This window comes from Burkholderia thailandensis E264 (assembly GCF_000012365.1).
GTDB lineage: Bacteria > Pseudomonadota > Gammaproteobacteria > Burkholderiales > Burkholderiaceae > Burkholderia > Burkholderia thailandensis.
The window spans coordinates 1,940,599-1,960,081 of the sequence record NC_007650.1; the positions used below are offsets into that span (position 1 = coordinate 1,940,599).

Genomic DNA, 19,483 nt, shown 5'->3' on the forward strand with positions numbered 1-19,483 from the left:
GCGCGGCTCGCTCGAATGGAACGCGCGCGGCCGCCGGGAAGAATCGGTGGGCTTCGTAACGGACATGACGGACATCATCGGTATCGACTTCTCTGTTGCAAGGGATCGACGCATCGCGCGCGGGACAGCGCCCTAGCGCGATGCCGAGAAGAGATACCACGCGGCGTCCGATCGACGCATGCCCCTTACACACTCTTACATCGTGCGCCCGATGCGACGCGGCGCCGCCGCTTCCCTCCGATGCCGCGTCGGCAAACGCGCCGCGCGCGAATCGGCGAACGTTGCGGCGAGTGAACCGCACCGGATTGTGTGGAGGCTCGGATTCTTGCGTTTTGATCCGCTTGAGCAAGAAGGTCGGATAACGTCGATTGTCGATAATTCTGATACTGGTGTCGAATGCCCCGTCTTGGCCGCCCCCAGCCATTCGCCGTCCCCGGCGATCCGCGACGTGCTCCAACCCACCCAAATCCGCCCTTCATGCCAGGGAATAAAATCAATGGCGGCTCGCGGCCCCTTGCCGTCATTTGCGGCCGTTCCGCGCGAACTGAAAACGCACGGCCCCGGTCATTGGGCGGGGCGATCGCTGCGCGCGATCAGGTTCTTCTTCAGCGCCGCGCTCATCGGCATTTTGAGATTCGCGCCGCGCGGTGGAATCGGCGATTCGAACCACTTTGCGTAAAGGCGCGCGAACTCGCCGCTCTTCATCAGCCGGGTCAGCGTACCGTCGACGAGCCGTTTGAACGCCGGATCATCCTTCCGCACCATGCATGCGTACGGCTCGATCTGCAGCGCTTCGCCGACGACTTCCCACGTATCCGGGTCGCTCGTGTTCGCTCGCAGCCCGTAAAGCAGAACGTCGTCGAGCGCGAGCGCCGCCGCTCTGTCGTCCGCGACCTCCTTCAGAGCTTCGGCATAGTCCTTCGTCAGCACCACGCTTGCATCGATATGCTGCGCGTCGAGCTGGTGGCGTAAGGCTCTTTCATTGGTGCTGCCGCCGACGGTCGCGACGGCCTTGTGTGCGAGATCGGCGTAATCGCCGATGTGTGATCCACGTTTGGCCATTAGCCGCGTGCCGGCGTAGAAATAGTTGGTCGAGAATGTGACTTGCTTGCCGCGCGCCGATGTGTTTGTCGTCGATCCGCACTCCAGGTCAAGGGTGCCGTCGACGAGCAACGGAATACGGTTTTGCCCAGTAACAGGCATGTAGACGGTACGTAGGTCCGGTTTTCGAAGTGCCTTTCGGACGTCATCGACAATTGCTTCGGTCACGTCCACCGAAAAGCCAACCGCCTTGTGCGGCGTCAGCAGATAACTGAAGGGCACCGCAGATTCCCGATACGAAACGACGATCTGATTGGTTCGCGCAATCTTGTCCAACGTCTGCGCGTGAGCGGCCGTCAACGCAGCATGGCCGACAAACAATGCGGCAAGCGCCGCAAGGGGTCGATGGATCATGATGCCTCCAGGGTCGAGATATGCGCGCTCAGCGGTACGTTTTAGTACGAGTCGCGCCGGCACGGCAGGCGGGCCGAACGTTGTCCGCATCCCATCCAGCACCTGTCATCCATTCGGCTCCTGGTCCACCGTAAGATCGAATCGACGGCATCCGATTGATTCAGATCAACGACTTCGCTCCCGTTGAAAATCATCTCGCAATCCAAACTTGGCCGCTCCACCCTGCTTTCGGAAAACAGGGTTGCCCCGACCAGGGGCGTGGAATGCCGCGACCGACCGCACGCGGCCGCATGCGACCGCATACGACCGGTGATGCATCGTTCGATTTCCGTCACCCGTCACCCGTCACCCGACGACCGGCGGCCGAGCGGAACGGTCGTCCGACGGCCGAGCCACACGCCGGCGCATGGCGGCTGCCGGCCGATCACCGGCAAGCCGCCCCACGTTCCCCAGAATTCCGCGAAGCGCAAAGAAAAAGGTTCATCGTGGAATTCCGGGGAATGCGGCGCGGATCTTGAGGAAGAAGTACTCCTCGTCGCGGTACCCATAAGCCCTGCGCTTGATGACCTTGATGGTGTTGTTGATGCCTTCAACGACGCTGGTGTTGAGCGGATGACGACAGCGAGTCACGATTCCGTGCCAGTACCCCTGCAAGCGCTGGGCGAACTTTTGTAGGGCGGCAATCCCGCTTTGCTGAGCCTGCTCGAACCATTGCCCCCAGGCCTTTTCCGCCCAGGCTGGCTTTCGGTAGAACCAGAGCCGTTTGAGTTCGTCGCGCAGCACGTAGACGCATAACAGCGACTGATTGGCGGCCAGTAACTCCTTCAGGTGCACGGCCTGATCCGGCTTCAGATTGTGGCGGTTGCGCAGCAGCAGCCAACGACTGGACTTCAGGACCTTCCGCGCCGGCTTGTCATGTCGGAGTTGATTGGCCTGATCCACCCGTACCCGGTCGATCACTTCGCGCCCGTACTTGGCCACGACGTGGTACAGGTCGAAGACGATTTCCGCCTGCGGGCACTGCTCCTTGATCTCCAACTCGTAGGCCGTGGTCATGTCGATCGCAACCGCTTCGATACGCTCGGCCACGCCTTCAGGGAGTTGTTCGAAGAAGGCTCGCGCCGTTTCCCGTGAGCGTCCTGGTCCGACCCAGAGCACCTGCCGGCCGATCGGATCGACCACCACCGTGGCGTAGCGATGGCCTTTATGGAGCGCGAACTCGTCCATCGCCAGATAGCGGATCGTCGACCAGTCCGGCTCGGCCACGCGCGCTCGCAAGCGCATCTTGTCGATCGATTTCACCGTGTGCCAACCCAACTCGTAGAAGGCTGCGACCGCTTGCACGCTGGCCGCTTGTAGCAGCTTCTCGCAGGCCTTGGCGAACCGCTCCGTCACGCGCTGGTAGCGGCCCAGCCACGCCAGCTTCTCCAGTCGCGGGCCACCGCAGTGCTCACACCAGACCCGGCGACGAGGCACATGCAACACCACCCGGTATTCGAACAGCGGCAGATCGCGCACTCGACGAACGGTCGTCTCGTGGATCTGCTGGCAGCGCGCCCCGCATTGCTCGCAGTACATGACCTTGCTGACCGGCTTCAGATACAGCGATAGCGTGCGCTCTTCTCCTTGCGGCCACTCCACCCGTTCCAACCGGTAGCCGGTCCAGCAGCCCAGTGCCTGAAGTGCCTTTCGATCGAGCAATTGCTTCCTCCGACATCCTTAGAATCAGGTGTCAGATTATGCAATCACTCGAAAACCCTCCACGGTTTCCTGCGTTGAACCAAGAAAAAGCCCGCTCGCGCGGGCTTTGAAACAGGCCGTCGACGCAACTCGCCGCCGAACGGCCTGGATAGGCCAACAACAAACCTGTTGCTCAGCGGCTCGACGGGAAGCTGAACACCGTCCCCTCGCGCACACCGGCCGACGGCCAGCGCTGCGTGATTGTCTTGCGCTTCGTATAGAAGCGCACCGCGTCCGGGCCGTATGCATGCAGATCGCCGAACAGCGAGCGCTTCCAGCCGCCGAACGAGTGATACGCAACGGGCACGGGCAGCGGCACGTTGATGCCGACCATCCCGACCTGGATGTTGTCGCTGAAGTAGCGCGCGGCCTCGCCGTCGCGCGTGAAAAGGCACGTGCCGTTGCCGTACTCGTGCGCATCGACGAGCGCCATCGCCTCGGCGAGCGACGCGACGCGCACGACGCCGAGCACCGGCCCGAAAATCTCATGCTGATAGATCGGCATGCCGGGCTTCACGTGATCGAACAGGCACGGGCCGAGGTAGTAGCCGCCGTCGTGGCCGTCCACCTTCACGCCGCGCCCGTCGACGACGAGCGTCGCGCCCGCGGCCACGCCCGCCTCGACGAAGCCCGTCACCTTGTCGAAGTGCTGCCGCGTGACGAGCGGCCCCATGTCGACGCGCTCGCCCGTGCCCGGGCCAACCTTCATCTTCGCGATCTCGGCTTTCAGGCCCTCGACGACCTGGTCCGCCGCATCGTCGCCGATCGCGACGACGAGCGGAATCGCCATGCAGCGCTCGCCGCACGAGCCGTACGCGGCGCCCATCAGCGCGTTCACCGCGTTGCCGATGTCGGCGTCCGGCATCACGATCGCGAAGTTCTTCGCGCCGCCCAGCGCCTGCACGCGCTTGCCGTGCGCGCAACCCGTCGTGTAGATGTACTCGGCGATCGGCGTCGAGCCGACGAAGCTCACCGCCTTCACGCGCGAATCGGTCAGGATCGTGTCGACGGCTTCCTTGTCGCCGTTCACGACGTTCAGCACGCCGGGCGGCAGGCCCGCCTCGAGCGCGAGCTCGGCCATGCGCAGCGTCGACGACGGCGTGCGCTCGGACGGCTTCAGCACGAACGTGTTGCCGCACGCGACGGCCATCGGCCACATCCACAGCGGCACCATCACCGGGAAGTTGAACGGCGTGATGCCCGCGACCACGCCGAGCGCCTGGAACTCGCTCCACGAATCGATCGCCGGGCCGACGTTCTTGCTGTGCTCGCCCTTGAGCAGCTCGGGCGCATAGCTCGCGTACTCGACGTTCTCGATCCCGCGCTGCAGTTCGCCCATCGCGTCGGCGAGCACCTTGCCGTGCTCGGCCGTGACGAGCGCGCACAGCTCGTCCGCGTGCTCCTCGAGCAGCGTCTTGAAGCGGCTCATCACGCGCGCGCGCTTGAGCGGCGGCGTGTTGCGCCACGCCGGATACGCGGCCTGCGCGGCGGCGATCGCCGCCTCGACGGTCGGCCCGTCGGCAAGGCGCACGCGCTTCGTCGACGCGCCCGTCGCCGGGTCGAACACCGGCTGCACGCGCTCGCCGCCGTCGACGCGCTTGCCGTCGATCAGATGGCCGAGGGTGGAAGTGACGTTGCTGTCGTGTTTCATCGCGGTGTTTCCTGAATTCGTGTGTTGCGTGGATGCGGCGAATGCGCGGCGCGGCGGCCGCGCATCGTCAGTCGGTGGCGAGCAGCGCGTCGTTCAACGCGCCGATCAGGCTGTCGATCTCGTGCTTCTCGGCGACGAACGGCGGCGCGAGCTGGATCGTGTCGCCGCCGTAGCGCACGTAGAAGCCGTTCCTCCAGCAGTGCATCGCGATTTCGTACGGACGCCGGGCGGGCTCGCCCGGCGCGTGCTCGATCGTCAGGCCCGCGGCGAGCCCGCAGTTGCGGATGTCGGCGACGTGGCGCACGCCCTTCAGGCCATGCACGGCCGCCTCGAAATGCGGCGCGAGCTCGCGCACGCGGCCGAGCGCGTCTTCGGCCACGAGCAGATCGAGCGCCGCGACGCCCGCCGCGCACGCGACGGGATGCGCGGAATACGTGTAGCCGTGCGGGAACTCGAGCATGTAGTCGGGGCCGCCCGCCGCCATGAACGCGTCGTAGATGTCCTTGCTCGCGATCACCGCGCCGAGCGGCTGCGCGCCGTTCGTCACCTGCTTCGCGACGTTCATGAGGTCCGGCACGACGCCGAACGCGTCGGCGCCCGTCATCGCGCCCGTGCGGCCGAAGCCCGTGATGACTTCGTCGAAGATCAGCAGGATGTCGTGCGCGGTGCAGATCTCGCGCAGCCGCTGCAGATAGCCCTTCGGCGGCACGACGACGCCCGCCGAGCCGGAGAACGGCTCGACGATCACCGCCGCGATGTTCGACGCGTCGTGCAGCGCGATCAGATCGAGCAGGCGGTCGGCCAGCTCGGCGCCGTGCTCGGGCAGCCCGCGCGAGAACCGGTTTTCCGGCAGTTGCGTGTGCGGCAGGAAGTCGGCGTCGATGCCCTGGCCGAACAGCTTGCGGTTCGGCCCGATCCCGCCGACCGAGATGCCGCCGAAGTTCACGCCGTGGTAGCCCTTCTCGCGGCCGATCAGGCGCGTCTTCGTGCCCTTGCCTTTCGCGCGCCAGTACGCGCGCGCCATCTTGAGCGACGTGTCGGCCGCCTCCGAGCCCGAGCCGGTGAAGAACACATAGTCGAGGCCCGCGGGCGTCATCGCCTTGATCCGGTTCGCGAGCTCGAACGATTGCGGATGGCCGAACTGGAACGCGGGCGAATAGTCGAGCCGCGCGATCTGGCGCGCGACCGCCTCCGAGATCTCGGCGCGGCCGTGGCCGAGGCCGCAGCACCAGAGGCCGGACAGGCCGTCGAAGATCTTGCGGCCGTCGGCCGCCGTGTAATACGCGCCCTTGCCCTCGACGATGATCCGCGGGTCCCGCTTGAACTGGCGGTTCGCGGTAAACGGCATCCAGTGCGCGTCGAGCCATTCGGCGTCGGTGCGCACGGTCGTGTCGGGGGTGGTCGGTTCGGTCAGAGCGTTCATGTCGGTCGGCGTCGCAATGCGCGGATGAATGAAGATGTTGCGCATTGTCGAATCGACGAATAGTCTTTTAAATATCGCAATATCAATGTTTACTTGAGCATTTATGCAAGCAAGAAAACCGAAGAGCCGCGCGCTCCTCGGCCAGCTGACCGACATGGACCTGCGCCTGTTGCGCGTGTTCAGGAGCGTCGTCCAGTGCGGCGGGATGGCCGCGGCCGAGCTGGAGCTGAACATCGGCATCTCGACGATCAGCCGGCACGTGAAGGATCTCGAAACGCGCCTGGGCCTCGTGCTGTGCCGGCGCGGCCGCGCGGGCTTCACGCTGACGCCCGAGGGTCAGACCGTCTACGAGGAGACGCTGCGGCTGCTCGCGTCGGTCGAGGCGTTCAGGAGCCGCGTGGACGGCATTCACGACCGGATGGGCGGCGAGCTGCAGATCGCCGTGTTCGACAAGACCGCGACGAACCCGCGCGCGCGGCTCGGCGACGCGATCGGGCGCTTTCACGACGAGGCGCCGGACGTGGCGCTGAATCTGCACGTCGCGTCGATCAACGAGGTCGAGCGCGGGATCATCGACGGCAGTTATCAGGTCGGGATCATTCCCGCGCACCGCAGCTCGGGCAGCCTCGTCTACGCCGACCTGTTCGACGAGCGGATGCTGCTGTACTGCGGCGCGGGCCACGCGCTGTTCGACGCGCCGCACGCAAAGCTCACGTGGCGCCAAGTGCGCGGCTACGCGTTCGCCGGGCTCGGCTACCACTCGCCGAACATGGAGCTGAGCCATCGCGCGAAACTCACGCGCAGCGCGACCGCGTCGGATCAGGAATCGATCGCGACGCTGATCCTCTCGGGGCGGTATCTCGGCTTTCTGCCCGATCACTATGCGGAGAGCTTCGAGGCGAAGGGGCTGATGCGGGCCGTCGCGCCGCAGCGCTTTCATTATTCGTGCCGGTTCGTGAGCCTGCTGCGCCGCTCGCCCCGGCCGTCGCGCGCGGCGCTGCTGTTTCAGGAATGCCTCGAATTCGCGCATGCGGCGGCGCGCGCGAAAGCGTGACGCGCAATCCCGCGGGACGCGCCCGGCGCGCGCAACCGTGAGCGTGCGCCCGCCGCGCGGGCCCGGGCCTGCGGGCCCGCAGCCGTCCGCCGTCGGCGTGATGGAATGGCCGCCCGGCGGTCGCGGCCGGCCGAAGCCACGCGCGGCCGTCCCGGAAGACGCGGTGCGGCGCAACTCGCGCCCGCGCCCGCGCCAGTGCCAGTGCCAGTGCCAGTGCCAGTGCCAGTGCCAGTGCCAGTGCCAGTGCCAGTGCCAGTGCCCACGCCAGCACCCGCGCCCGCCGACGCCGATACGCCGCCCGGCCGCGCCGCCCGTTCGCATTCCCGGCGGCGGCTTCGCCTGCCGGGCGAAGCCGCGCGCCGCGTTGCCGAATACTGGAGACGGTCGGGCGGGCGTCGATCGATGCCGCACGGGCTGCGGCGGCGAGCGCGCCGTCGCGCATGCCGTGGCATCGCCGCCGCCGCACCGGGGCCGGCGCACGAACGCCCTCTCCCGGGCGACGCCCGCCCGAACGGGCTGCGCGCGCCGATCGGCGCGAATGCGATCGCGCGCGCCGCATGGAAGATCAACTCTTACGACAGGATGAGCCGCCGAAAGGCCGCGCCCGCGGGCGCCCGACACGGCGACGGGACGCAACGCGCGGCGCGCTCACGGATCTCCACGCGAGCGCGCCGACGCGCCGCGCTCGCCGGGGGCCGGCGCGCCCCGCATCGCGCGGACGGGAGATGCTCATAGCGACTGAATGAATCCCAAAGTCACCGGCGGCAGCGGCGTCGACCCAACCTACGCCGCGACGTCGACCACCGCCGAACCCCAAGCGGCGAGCCATGCATCGGGCACGTCGCGCACGATCCCTTCCGAGCTTCGCGAACTGCAGCGCACGAAATTCAGGCTCGGCGGCTCGCCGGTGTTTCAGCGCCCGGTCCAGCCGAACAGGGACGGCAGCGGCGTCGGGGTCGTCGTTCCGGAAAACAGCCTCGGCAGGATTCCTCGCGGCGGGGCGGCCAACCTCTGCTATCCGAACATCAGCTCCTGCGTGAGCGTCTCGGCGCTTTCCAGGAACGGCAGTCTCCGCGGCGTCCATCTGACCACGCCTGAAGGCTTCGAGCAAAAGGACATGCAGACGATGTTCGAGGCGATCGACGCGAAGAACTGCGCGAAGGTCGTGGTGGCGGGGCCGATCCAGGAGGCCAAGGGGCGCACCGAAAACTCGGAGTTCAATACCCGGGCGAACATCACGGCCCAAATGCACAAGCTCGCGCCCAACGCGGAGGTCGGGTTCGTCGAAACCGAAGCGACCGTTCGTCCGCATGACATTTATGTCCGGCACGATCCGCAAACCGCCGAAGGCAAGCTGGAGGTTCACGTCGCTCCGTCCGACGTATCGTCGGAAGACGGCGTGAAGACCGGGAAGATTCCGCAGGACGCATCGATACCGGGCAACGCGCACCGCGTCGCCGACGGCGACATCGTCCAGAGCAGGCAAGGCGGCCTGCGCCGGCTGTTCTCGTTCTCGAAGAACGGGTGAGCGACCGCGCGAAAGCGCATGGCCGGCCCGACGGGCGGCGGCCTTGACCGGTTCGGCGAACCTTGCGCGCGCCGTCCACCGCCGCCCGCTCTGCGATAATCGCGTTTTCCCGCGTCCCTGCGCGCCGCGAAGGCGCCGCGCCCCGCCATGAAATCACCGTTGCCGCCCGCCCCCGCCGCGTTCCTGCCGCCGATCTCGTGCCTGCAGGACGACGATCGCCCATGGCTGCCGATGGACGCGAGCCTGCCCGGGCTCGCGATCAAGTATCTGCACATCAACGTCGCCGACGACGAGATGACCGTGCTGCTGAAGATGCCGGTCGGGCTCGCGCTGCCGCGGCATCGGCACGACGGCGCGGTGTTCGTCTACACGTTGCAGGGGGAATGGCGCTACCGCGAATACGACTGGGTCGCGCGGCCGGGCAGCACGGTGCTGGAGCCGGCCGGCTCGCATCACACGCCGGAGGCGATCGCGTCGGAAACGGGCGCGGTCGTCACGTTCAACGTGATGCGCGGCGATCTCGTGTTGCTCGACGAAGCCGGCAACGAAACGGCGCGCGAGAACTGCCGCGTCGCGCTGCTGCGCGAGCGCCGGTTCGCGCGCGGCGCGCCGGACACCGCACCGCCGTTCGTCACGCGCTGAGCCGGCGGGCGCCGCGCATCGGGCGGCGCCCGGAAGGACGGTAGATTCGCGCGGCGGCGGGCGGGCCGATCGATGAATCGGCCAAGCAGCGGACAGGCGGACTCGCGGATCGGCGAATCAAAGGTCTGCCGTCACGGATCGATCGAATCGACGAATCGACGAATCGGCCGGCTGCAGGCGCGGCGAATCGGCGGCCTCGGCCATGCCGCGATCGGGCCTTTGCCTCGCTCGCTTTCCCGGTCGCGGCGCGCATCGGCCATCGCGCCACTCGCGCTGCCCGGCCCCGCATCGCCTCCCGCATCGCCCATATCGCCCGCAAGCACGTCACGCCGATTCCCGCTGCCCGCGCTCGAACACGATCGGCACGAACTTCGCCCGCCCGGTGCGCGCGCCTCTGTACCGCGCGAGCCATTCCCGCCGCTTCAGCGCGGCCTCGGCAATCGAACGCCGCTTGATCTCGCCGTACCCGCGAATCGTCTGCGGCAAGTCGAGCAGCATGAGCGCAATGTCGGCCGTCGCCGCCGTCACGCTCGGCAGCACTTCGTCGAGCAGCGCGTCGTATTCGGCGATCAGCCGGCGCTCGGCCCGGCGATGCGGCAGATAGCCGAACACGTCGAAAGGCGTGCCGCGCAGACGCCGCAGCCAAGCGAGCATCCGCAGCGCCGGCAGCATCCCCGCGCCCACGCGGATCGCACGCTGCGCGCCGCGCTCGCGCGACAGCCAGCCGGCGAGCGGCGCACGCAAGTGAAAGCTCACGCGCGCGCCGGGCCCGAACTCGGCCGCGATCCGGTCAAGGAACGCGGGCTCCGTGTGCAGCCGCGCGACTTCGTACTCGTCCTTGCAGGCCATCAGCCGGAACAGGTTGACGGCCACCGCGTCCGCGAGCCGCGCGTCGCCGATCCGCTCGCCCGCCGCGCGCGCCGCGTCCACGCGCGCCCGGTATCGGCTCGCATAGCGCGCGTCCTGGTACGCGGCCAGGTACGCGGCGCGCGATTCGACGCGATCGTCGACGCTCGGCGACGCCTGCCGCCCGCGCGCGCCGTCCTCTCCGCCGTCGCCTTCGGCGCCGTGCGCGCCGCCGGCGGCCTCGAGCCGGCCGTACGAGAACGCCCGGCGGTTCGACGGTGCATCGGCTCCCAGCATGTCGATCGCCCGCTCGAGCGCGCCGAGCGACACCGGAACGAGTCCGAGTTGCCACGCGTAACCGAGCAGGAACATGTTGCCGTAGAGCGCGCCGCCGATCGCCTGCACGCGCGCGTGCGCATCGACGGACGCGACGCGCGACGCGCCGGCGCACGCGCGCAGCAGCGCGTCGATCGCATCGACGTCGACGCTCGCATCCGGGTCCCGCAGCATCGCGCCCGTCTGCGCCTCGTGCAGGTTGGCGACGATCCGCGTATGCCCCGGGCGGATCATCTCCAGCGCCTCGCCCGCGCTCGCGACGACGAGATCCGCGGCGATCATCGCATCGGCGCGGCCCGTGTCGATGCGCGCCTGGTGCAGCGCCGCCGAAGGCCTCGCGATGCGCAAATGGCTCAGCACCGCGCCGCCCTTCTGCGCGAAGCCGGAGAAGTTCAGCGTGCTCGCCACGTTGCCTTCGAGGTGCGCGGCGAGCGCGACGACGCCCGCGACCGTCACGACGCCCGTCCCGCCGATGCCGCAGATCGCGAGCTCGTACGGCGCGTCGCCGAGCGCGGTCTCGGGCAGCGGCAGTTGCGCGACGCGCGCGAGCGCCGCGTCGGCGCGGGCGCGATCCCGCGACGGCGCGCCGCTTGCGCCGTCGATCGTCACGAAGCTCGGGCAGAAGCCCGCCAGGCACGACAGATCGCTGTTGCACGCCTGCTGGTCGATCTGGCGCTTGCGGCCGAACTCGGTGTCGACAGGCACGACCGCGAGGCAGTTCGACTGCCGCTGGCAGTCGCCGCACCCCTCGCAGACGCTTTCGTTGATGAAGACCTTCGGCCGCGCGCGCGCGGCCGCCGCCGCGCCCGCCTTCTTCCTGCGGCGGCGCTCCTCGGTCGCGCAGACCTGGTCGTAGATCAGCACCGACACGCCGCGCGCGTCGCGCAGCTCGCGCTGCACCGCGTCGAGGCGCTCGCGCGGCTCGACGCCGACGCCGTCGGCGAAACCGTCGGTTCGATAGGCGGCCGGCTCCGGCGTCACGACGACGATGCGCCGCACGCCCTCCGCCTGCATCAGCCGCGTGATCTGCGCGACGGTGAGGCGGCCGTCGATCGGCTGCCCGCCCGTCATCGCGACGGCGTCGTTGTAGAGGATCTTGTACGTGACGTTGACGCCCGCCGCCACGGCCTGCCGCACCGCGAGATGCCCGGAATGGAACAGCGTGCCGTCGCCGAGATTCTGGAAGATGTGCGGCTCGCGCACGAACGGCGACTGGCCGATCCAGTCGACGCCCTCGCCGCCCATCTGCACGCTGCCGCTCGTGTTGCGCTCCGGCATCTGCGCGGCGAGCGCGTGGCAGCCGATGCCGAGCTGCGCGCGGCTGCCGTCGGGCACGCGCGTCGACGCATTGTGCGGGCAGCCCGCGCAGAAGAACGGCTTGCGCTTGGGCAACGCGAGCGGCGGCACCGAAGGCGAGCGCGCGTGATCGGGCTCGCGCAGTGCGAGCCCGTACCGCCCGAGCCGCGACGCGAGCGCGGCGGCGAGCCGGGACGGCCGCAGCTCGGTCGCGCTCGGCAACAGCGGCCGCCCCGCCTCGTCGTGCTTGCCCACGATTCGCGGGCGCGCGTGCGCGGCGCCGTACAGATGCGCCTTGAGCAGCGGCTCGACCACCGCCGCCTTTTCCTCGACGACGAACACCTCGTCGACGCGCGCGGCGAGGGCCGCGAGCGCGGGCGACAGCGGCGACACGAGCCCGACCTTCATCAGCGCGACGCCCGCGCGCGCGAGCGCGTCGGGCGTGAGCCCGCCGATGCGCAGCGCCTCGAGCACGTCGAGGTAGGCCTTGCCGACCGCCGCGATCAGGCACTTCGGCGAAGCGCACGGCGCGGCGAGGCGCTCGAGCGGATTCGCGGCGGCGAACGCGGCGGCCGCGCGCGCCTTGTATTCGAGCCGCCGCTCGATCTGCGGCCCGGGCAGGTCGGGCCAGCGCCAGTGCAGGCCGTCCGGGCCCGCGTCGACGGGCGGCAGCACGAGCGCGTCGCTCCATGCGCGGCCGGCGTCGTCGTCGAGCGTGCGCACCGTCTCGACCGTTTCGGTCACCGCCTTGAAGCCGACCCAAAGGCCGCAGAAGCGCGACAGCGCCCAACCCCAGAGCCCGAACTCGACGTAGTCGGCGATGCTTGCCGGATGCACGACGGGCAGGCCCCACGCGATCAGCGCGAGATCCGACTGATGCGACATCGACGACGACGCGCAGCCGTGATCGTCGCCCGCAACGACGAGCACCCCGCCCGTCGGCGACGCGCCGTACGCATTGCCGTGCCGCAGCGCGTCACCCGAGCGGTCGACGCCCGGCCCCTTGCCGTACCACATCGCGAACACGCCGTCGCGCGCGCGCGTCGGATCGGTCTCGACCTTCTGCGAGCCGAGCACCGCGGTCGCGGCGAGCTCCTCGTTGACGGCCGGATGAAAGCGCACGTTCGCCGCATCGAGCAGCTTCGCGGCGCGCCACATCTCGAGGTCGACCGAGCCGAGCGGCGAGCCTCGGTAGCCGCTCACGAAGCCCGCGGTGTCGCGCCCCGCGCGGCGGTCGGCCTGCGCCTGCGCGAGCAGCATCCGCACGAGCGCCTGCGTGCCGGACAGCAGGATCGGCCCACGCGGCTCACTGATGCCGCGCGTGTAGCGCGAGAACTGCGCATAGTCGCGATCGATCATGCGTCGCTCCCGACCGGCGCGTCGTCGGTCGCCCGCCGGCGCGCGACGGCGGGCGAGCGGGCCGCCTCGGCCGCCTCGGTCGCCTCAACCGATTCAACCGATTCCGCCGCGCCGCCCGCTTCGGCCGCGCGCAGCGTCTCGTCGAGAAACGCGAGCACCGCCGGCTCGAACGCTTCGCCGTGCGTGAGGAACACCGCGTGCCCCGCGCCCGCGATCCGCGCGAGCCGCGCGTTCGGAATCAGCGACACGAGCTGCTCCGCGTGCGCCGGATCGCCGAAGTGATCGGCCGTGCCGGCGACGACGAGCGTCGGCATCCGCAGCGACGGCAGTTGCGCGGTCGCGTCGAAGCGCACGAGCGCATCGAGATAATCGATCGCCTGCGCGGCGTCGAGCGCGAGGCTGTCGCGCATCAGCGCCGCGCACGCGTCCTTGCGCGCGAGCGCGGCCGGCGGCGCGTCGCCGGCGAACACGAAATCGAGATCGGTCTGGTAGAGGCCGCCGAGGCCGCGCGGTTCGCCGTCACGCGACGCGCCCGGCGTCAGGAATTGCGGCGCGAGCGGCCGGTATGCGCCGAGCGTGTTGACGAGGACGAGCGCGCGCCACGCGCGCGGCCGCATCAGCGCCGCGCGCTGCGCGATCACGCCGCCGAACGACCAGCCGAGGAGCGCGGCCGCGCCGTCGCCGCCGCATGCGTCGAGCGTGCGGTACAGATGAGCGGCGGCGGCGTCGACGTCGATCGGCGCGACGGGATCGCTGCGGCCGAGCCCCGGATAGTGGTAGACGATCACCTCGTGGCGCCGCGTCAACGCGCGGCACAGATCGCGAAACACAGTGCCCGCCATCCCGAGCCCGGGAATCAGCACGACGCGCGGCCCGCGTCCGCCGCGCAGGATCTCGGCGCGCGCGCCGCCCGGCAGCTCGAGCAGCTCGGCCGTCATCGCGCCGCCCGGCTCGAGCAGCGACAGATAGGCGAGCTCGCGCGCCGGCGCGTCGCGCGAGCTGCCGCGCCCGCCCGCGACGGCTTCAGCCACCGCGCGCACGAGCGCGCCGAACGTCGCGTGCTCGAGCACGAAGCGGCTCGGCAGCGCGAGGTCGAGACGCTCGTTGATCGCCTCGGCGAGCATCACCGCCTGGATCGAGCCGATGCCGAGCGCGCGCAGATCGTCGGCGCGCTCGAGATCCGCGCGCCGCAGGCCGAGCGACGCCTCGAACGCATCCTCGACGCTGGCGGCAACGCTGGCGGCAACGCTGGCGGCGATGTCGGCGCGCGACGCGCGAGCGGCCGCATCCGATTTCACTTCCGATTTCGGGCCTGCTTTCGAGTCCGCTTTCACGCCAGCCGGCGCGCTCGCCTCGACGCCCCCGTCCACGCCCGCCTGCGCGCGCGCGGCCGGCGGTTGCGCGTCCGGGCTGCGCGGATACGGCGCGGGGCCGCGCGCGTGCATCGCCTTCAGCGCGTCCGGATACGCGACGCTCGCGCCGAACCGCTCGGCGTTCAGGCGCCGGCGCTCGGCCTCGCTCAAGCGGCTCGCCTTGCTCAGGCGCAGCAGGCAATAGCTGACCCAGCCCTTCTCGAGCGACACGCACGTGTTCGCGAAGTTGCGGAACGACGCCTGCGCGACGCCAGGCAGCGCGGCGATGTTCCGCTCGTGCTCGGGGTCGTGCAGGAAGTTCGCGATCTGCGGCGACACGTCGATCACCTCGTCGACCACGAGGCCGTGCGCCGCCGCGACGTCGATCCAGTCCTGCCGCGTGCCGATGTCGATATCGATCTCCGGCGAGCTGATGCGCCCGCGGCCGTTCGCGACGAAATCCATCAGCAGCACGTGCCCGTCGTCGTCGAGCGAGCGCGCGATGTTGCCGAACACGCCGTGCTTGTCCTGGATGTGGCAGATCACCTCGATGCCGATCACGAGATCGTATTTGCCCGGGAACGGGTCTTTCGCGCTGTCGCCGTGGCGGATCTCCGCGCGGCCTTGCAGGCCCTCGCGCGCGATGCGCCCGGCGCCCAGCTCGGCCTGCGCGCGCGTGATCGTGTAGCCCGTCGTGCGCAGATGCGCGAAGCGTTTCGCGAGCTGGATCACATCGGTGCCCATCCCGCAGCCGATGTCGAGCACGCGTGAGATCCGCTCGAAATGCTCGCGACCGAACAGCACCTGGCGCATTTCGATCTGGCGCGCCTGCATCAGCGCGAATTCGTTCGGGTACTTCTGCGGCTCGATGAACATGCGCGTCATCGAGAAGCCCGGAATGCGCTCGGGGAACGGGCACAGCGTCAGGTACTGCTCCTGAAAATCCTTCGACGCGTTCAGCGTGCTGAGCGAGTAGAACGCCTCCGCGTTGCTCGCGGGCGCCGGCTGCAGGCGGGCGTCGCCGGCGGCGGCGGGCGCGCCGGCTTCGGCGCTTTCGGCCACGGCTGCCGCGCCGGCTTCCGCGGCTTCCGCGGCTTCTGCCGCTTCCGTGGCTTCCCCGGCGCTCGCATGCCGCGTGCCGGGCGCGTGCGCGGACGTCCAGACGAGCCGCCGCTCGAACGGGTACGGCGGCAGCAGGCCCACTCGGCGCGGCGCGGGTTCGTCCGCGCCGTGCGCCGCGCCAAGCGCGTTGCCGAGCACCCAGAGCTTCGCGAGGCTCGCCGCGCCCTCGCGCCGCGCCGCTTGCACGAGCGCGTCCGAGAGCACCACGCGATGCTGCTTCACGTCGCCGTAGAACACCTGATCGCTCGCCGCGCCACTTGCCGCGCCACTCGCCGCGCCGCCCGCCGCCCAGCCCCGCAGCAGCGCCGCGAGCTCGCCGCGTCCGTGCGCGAGCACGGCGAGCCGGTGCGCCATCGGCTCGCGCGCCGTGCGCACGGTATGCGCGATCGCGTCGACATCGCAGTCGGGATGCGCCTCGAGGTAGCCGGCCCAGCGTTCGGCGTACGCGCCCAGTTGCTCGCGCGTGCGCGCGGACAGCACGAACAGGACTTCGTCGTCCGTGCCCGCGCCAGGGCGCGCGGCGCGCGGCGGCGCCACGTACTCCTCGAGCACGACGTGCGCGTTGACGCCGCCGCCGCCGATGCTCGTGACGCCCGCGCGCCGCGGCACCTCGCTGCCGTCGACGATCAGCCGCCGCCACGGCGCGGCCTGCTCCTGAACCTCGAACGGCAGCCGCTCGAACGCGATGTTCGGGTTGCGCGTGCCGTCGCGCAGCGTCGGCGCGAGCACGCCGTCGCGCATCGCCATCACGACCTTCGTCAACTGCGACATGCCCGATGCAGCCTCGCAGTGCCCGATGTTCGCCTTCACGGAGCCGATCGCGCGCGTACCCGATACGCCGTCGCACGCGGCGAACACCTTGCCGAGCCCCGTCATCTCGATCGCATCGCCCATCGCGTGGCCGTTGGCCGCCGCCTCGACATAGCCGATCGTGCGCGGATCGACGCCCGCGCGCGTGAGCGCGTCCCGCACGACGTCGGCCTGGCGCGCGGGATCGGATGCGGTGAAGCTCGTCGAGCGGCCGTTGTGATTGACCGCGCAGCCGCGGATCACCGCGTGGATCGGATCGCCGTCGCGCTCGGCGTCGGACAGGCGCTTGAGCACGATCGCGCCCGCGCCCTCGCCCGGCACGAACCCGTCGCCGCCTTCGCCGAACGCCTTGCACACCGGGCCGCTCGACGCGAAGCGAAAGCGCGACAGATGTGCGTACTGCTGCGGATCGAGATAGAGATTGACGCCGCCGACGACCGCGAGCCGCCCGTCGCGCTGCAGGTATTCCCATGCCTCGTTCACGGCGACGAGCGACGACGAGCACATCGTATCGATCGCGAGGCTCTTGCCCCCGAAGTCGAGCGCATGCGACACGCGATTCGCGAGCGACGCGAACGACGTCGGCGGAAACGCGTAGTGCTTCGTGATCGCGGCGAACACGCCCGCGCGGCGGCGCACGTCGCCCGGCAACAGCGCGGGCGTCTGCCCCGCGTCCTGCAGCGCGTGCCAGCACATCTCGAGGAACAGGAGCTCCTGCGGATCGGTGTGCTGCGCGTCCTGCGGCGTCATGCCGAAGAACGCCGGATCGAAGCGGCCGACGTCGTCGACGAATCCGCCCCACTTGCTGTAGCTCTTGCCCTCGCGCGCCGCCTCGGCGGCATCGGCCCGGTAATGCGCCCGCCAGTCCCAGCGCTCGGCGGGCACCTCCGTGATCGCGCACGCACCCGCGAGGAGGTTGCGCCAGAACGCCGGCACGTCGTACGCGCCGGGATAGCGGCCGCTGATGCCGATGATCGCGACCGGCTCCGCGGCGGCGTCCGGATGCGGCGCGCGCGGCGCATATCGCGTATCGCTCGCGCGCGCTTCGCCGCGATGCCCGGCGCTCGCGGCGGGCGGCGGCGTGTCGGCGCGCGGCGCGGGTTGGGCGGGTTGCGCGGGCGGCCCGCTCGGTGCGGGCTGATCCGGCCGCGCCGGCGCGCTCGACGGCGCGCTCGACGGCGTGTCGGACCGCGCGTCGGCGTGCGGCGCGGCCGGCGGCGCGGCGCGCCCCTCGCCTGACGCTTGCGCTGCCTGCGCGCGCGCGCCGACGCCGCGGGCGGGCGCGCCGCCCGCGGGCGGCAAGAGCCTCGCGAGCGCGTCGGCATGCGCGGCGAGCAGATGGTCGAGCAACGCGTTGATCGTCTTGTGCTCGAACAGCAGCGCGCCGTCGAATCCGTCGAACGCCTCGGCGAGCTGCGCGGCGAACTGGGACGCAAGAATCGAATCGAGCCCGTATGCATGCAGCCCTTCGTCCGGATCGATCGCGCCCGCCGGCATGCCGAGCAGTTCCGCGGCGCGCGCGCGCAGATACGCGCGGCCTTCGCGGCGCAGCGCGGCGGCGGCGTGAGCGCTGTCGTGAGCGCTGTCGTGAGCGCTGTCGTGAGCGCTGTCGTGTGCGCTGTCGTGCGCGCTGTCGTGCGCGTCTGCTTGCGTGTCGCCGCTCGCGTCTTGCTGCGCGTCGTGCGCCGCCTCATGGCGCGCGCCGTGTTGCGCGTCGCCGTTCGACGCGCGCGCGTCGCGGCGCGCGCTCCCCGCCCGCCGCGCGTCGTTCTGCGCGATGACGATCTGCTGCCCCTGCCCGTGCGCATCGCGCGCGGGAAAAATCACGGACGAGAAGCCCTCCTCGCGCAGCACCCGGTCCCACGTCTGCGGCGCGACGGCCGGGCATCCCGCGACGCGCAGCGCGTCGTCCGTGAAGCGCCACCAGCCTTCGAGCATGCCGAACGTCAGATGCAGGTACGGCACGCTGCCCGTCATCTCGTTGATGAAGAGCAGTCCGTTGTGCTTGAGGAGCGCCTTGCAGTGGCGCAGCGTCGTGCGGATGTCGCGCGTCGCGTGCAGCACGTTCGTCGCGACGAGCGCGTCGTACGCGCCCGGCTCGAAGCCCTGCGCGTCGATCGGCTGCTCGATGTCGAGCACGCGCGCGCCGAAGAACGGCGCGCCTTCGCCGAAGCGGCGTTGCGCGTGATTCAGGAACGCCTTCGAGATATCGGTGAAGCAGTACTCGCCGACGTGCCGCGCGTGCGGCGCGAGCGCCGCCAGCAGGCCCTCGGTGGTGCCGCCCGTGCCCGCGCCCACCTCGATGAAGCGCAGCTTCGCGTCGGCACGCCGCGCGGCGCAGCCGGCGACGTAGCGCACCGCGTGATCGACAAGCACGCGGTTGAAGTGGTCGGACACGTGGTTGCCCGTGTAGACGCCCTGCACGCGCGCCATCGAGCCGTTCGGAAACAGCACGTCGGTCGCGCGCCGGCGGCCCGTGAGGATCGCCGGCAGTTGCGCGAGCACCGCTTCGATCAGCACGACGTAGACCGCGCGTTCGCGGTCGGCGAGCCACGCGTCGCGCGACGCGTCCCAGTGGCGCTGCGCGTCGCGCGCGTCGATCGGCGCGCGCTCGGCCGCGCGCCAGCCTTGCGCGTCGTCGCGCACGAGGCCCGCGTCGCGCAGCAGGCGCAGGCTCTCCTCGAGCCAGCGGCGGTAGAGCGGCTGCACCCGGCCGGCGAGCGCGTCGAATGCGTGCGCGCGGCCGTCGGCGAGGATGCCCGTCGCCTGCAACTGCGCGAGCAGCCAGCGCTGCATCAGATCGTCCATCGAGTGCCCGGCGAAGCCGTTCGGCGTGATCGGGAAAATGCTTTCTTGCACGTTCATATCG

General features: G+C 70.1%; 9 protein-coding genes. 3 read left to right on the forward strand and 6 right to left on the reverse strand.

Translation table 11 applies throughout. The features are described 5' to 3' along the window. Nucleotides 1–564: 564 nt before the first annotated feature. The 4 genes from BTH_RS08475 to BTH_RS08490 all read right to left on the reverse strand — a co-directional run bounded on the left by BTH_RS08475 (nucleotide 565) and on the right by BTH_RS08490 (nucleotide 6,314). Entirely contained in the window at nucleotides 565–1,455 is an 891-nt protein-coding gene (locus BTH_RS08475; RefSeq protein WP_025369879.1) for a transporter substrate-binding domain-containing protein, read from the reverse strand. Between the two features lie 480 nt (nucleotides 1,456–1,935). Beyond that, complete coding sequence (locus BTH_RS08480; RefSeq protein ID WP_025404069.1) at nucleotides 1,936–3,156, reverse strand: ISL3 family transposase; 1,221 nt, start codon at nucleotides 3,154–3,156, stop codon at nucleotides 1,936–1,938. Between the two features lie 172 nt (nucleotides 3,157–3,328). Further along, nucleotides 3,329–4,846: a CoA-acylating methylmalonate-semialdehyde dehydrogenase gene (locus tag BTH_RS08485; protein WP_009897611.1), complete on the reverse strand. Its 1,518-nt coding sequence runs from the start codon at nucleotides 4,844–4,846 to the stop codon at nucleotides 3,329–3,331. A 67-nt stretch (nucleotides 4,847–4,913) separates the two neighbouring features. Then, nucleotides 4,914–6,314, reverse strand: a complete 1,401-nt coding sequence (locus BTH_RS08490; protein ID WP_009897612.1) for an aspartate aminotransferase family protein — start codon at nucleotides 6,312–6,314, stop codon at nucleotides 4,914–4,916. A 58-nt stretch (nucleotides 6,315–6,372) separates the two neighbouring features. Here BTH_RS08490 and BTH_RS08495 point away from each other — a divergent pair, with 58 nt between their 5' ends. From BTH_RS08495 to BTH_RS08505, 3 genes are all read left to right on the forward strand, one after another. Continuing rightward, a complete protein-coding gene (locus tag BTH_RS08495; protein ID WP_009897613.1) occupies nucleotides 6,373–7,323 on the forward strand; it encodes a LysR family transcriptional regulator in 951 nt (316 codons plus the stop codon). Between the two features lie 742 nt (nucleotides 7,324–8,065). After that, nucleotides 8,066–8,851: a hypothetical protein gene (locus BTH_RS08500; RefSeq protein ID WP_009897614.1), complete on the forward strand. Its 786-nt coding sequence runs from the start codon at nucleotides 8,066–8,068 to the stop codon at nucleotides 8,849–8,851. Nucleotides 8,852–8,998: 147 nt separating this feature from the next. Beyond that, on the forward strand, nucleotides 8,999–9,493 hold the full coding sequence (locus tag BTH_RS08505; protein WP_011401351.1) for a 2,4'-dihydroxyacetophenone dioxygenase family protein: 495 nt from the start codon (nucleotides 8,999–9,001) through the stop codon (nucleotides 9,491–9,493). A gap of 324 nt (nucleotides 9,494–9,817) precedes the next feature. On the opposite strand, the gene BTH_RS08515 is transcribed toward BTH_RS08505, so the two are convergent. Further along, nucleotides 9,818–13,330 (reverse strand): indolepyruvate ferredoxin oxidoreductase family protein, encoded by a 3,513-nt coding sequence (locus BTH_RS08515; RefSeq protein WP_009897618.1) that lies wholly within the window; start codon nucleotides 13,328–13,330, stop codon nucleotides 9,818–9,820. Beyond that, nucleotides 13,327–19,479, reverse strand: a complete 6,153-nt coding sequence (locus BTH_RS08520; protein ID WP_025404197.1) for an alpha/beta fold hydrolase — start codon at nucleotides 19,477–19,479, stop codon at nucleotides 13,327–13,329. Before BTH_RS08520 ends, BTH_RS08515 begins: the two co-directional genes overlap by 4 nt. Between the last annotated feature and the right edge of the window lie 4 nt (nucleotides 19,480–19,483).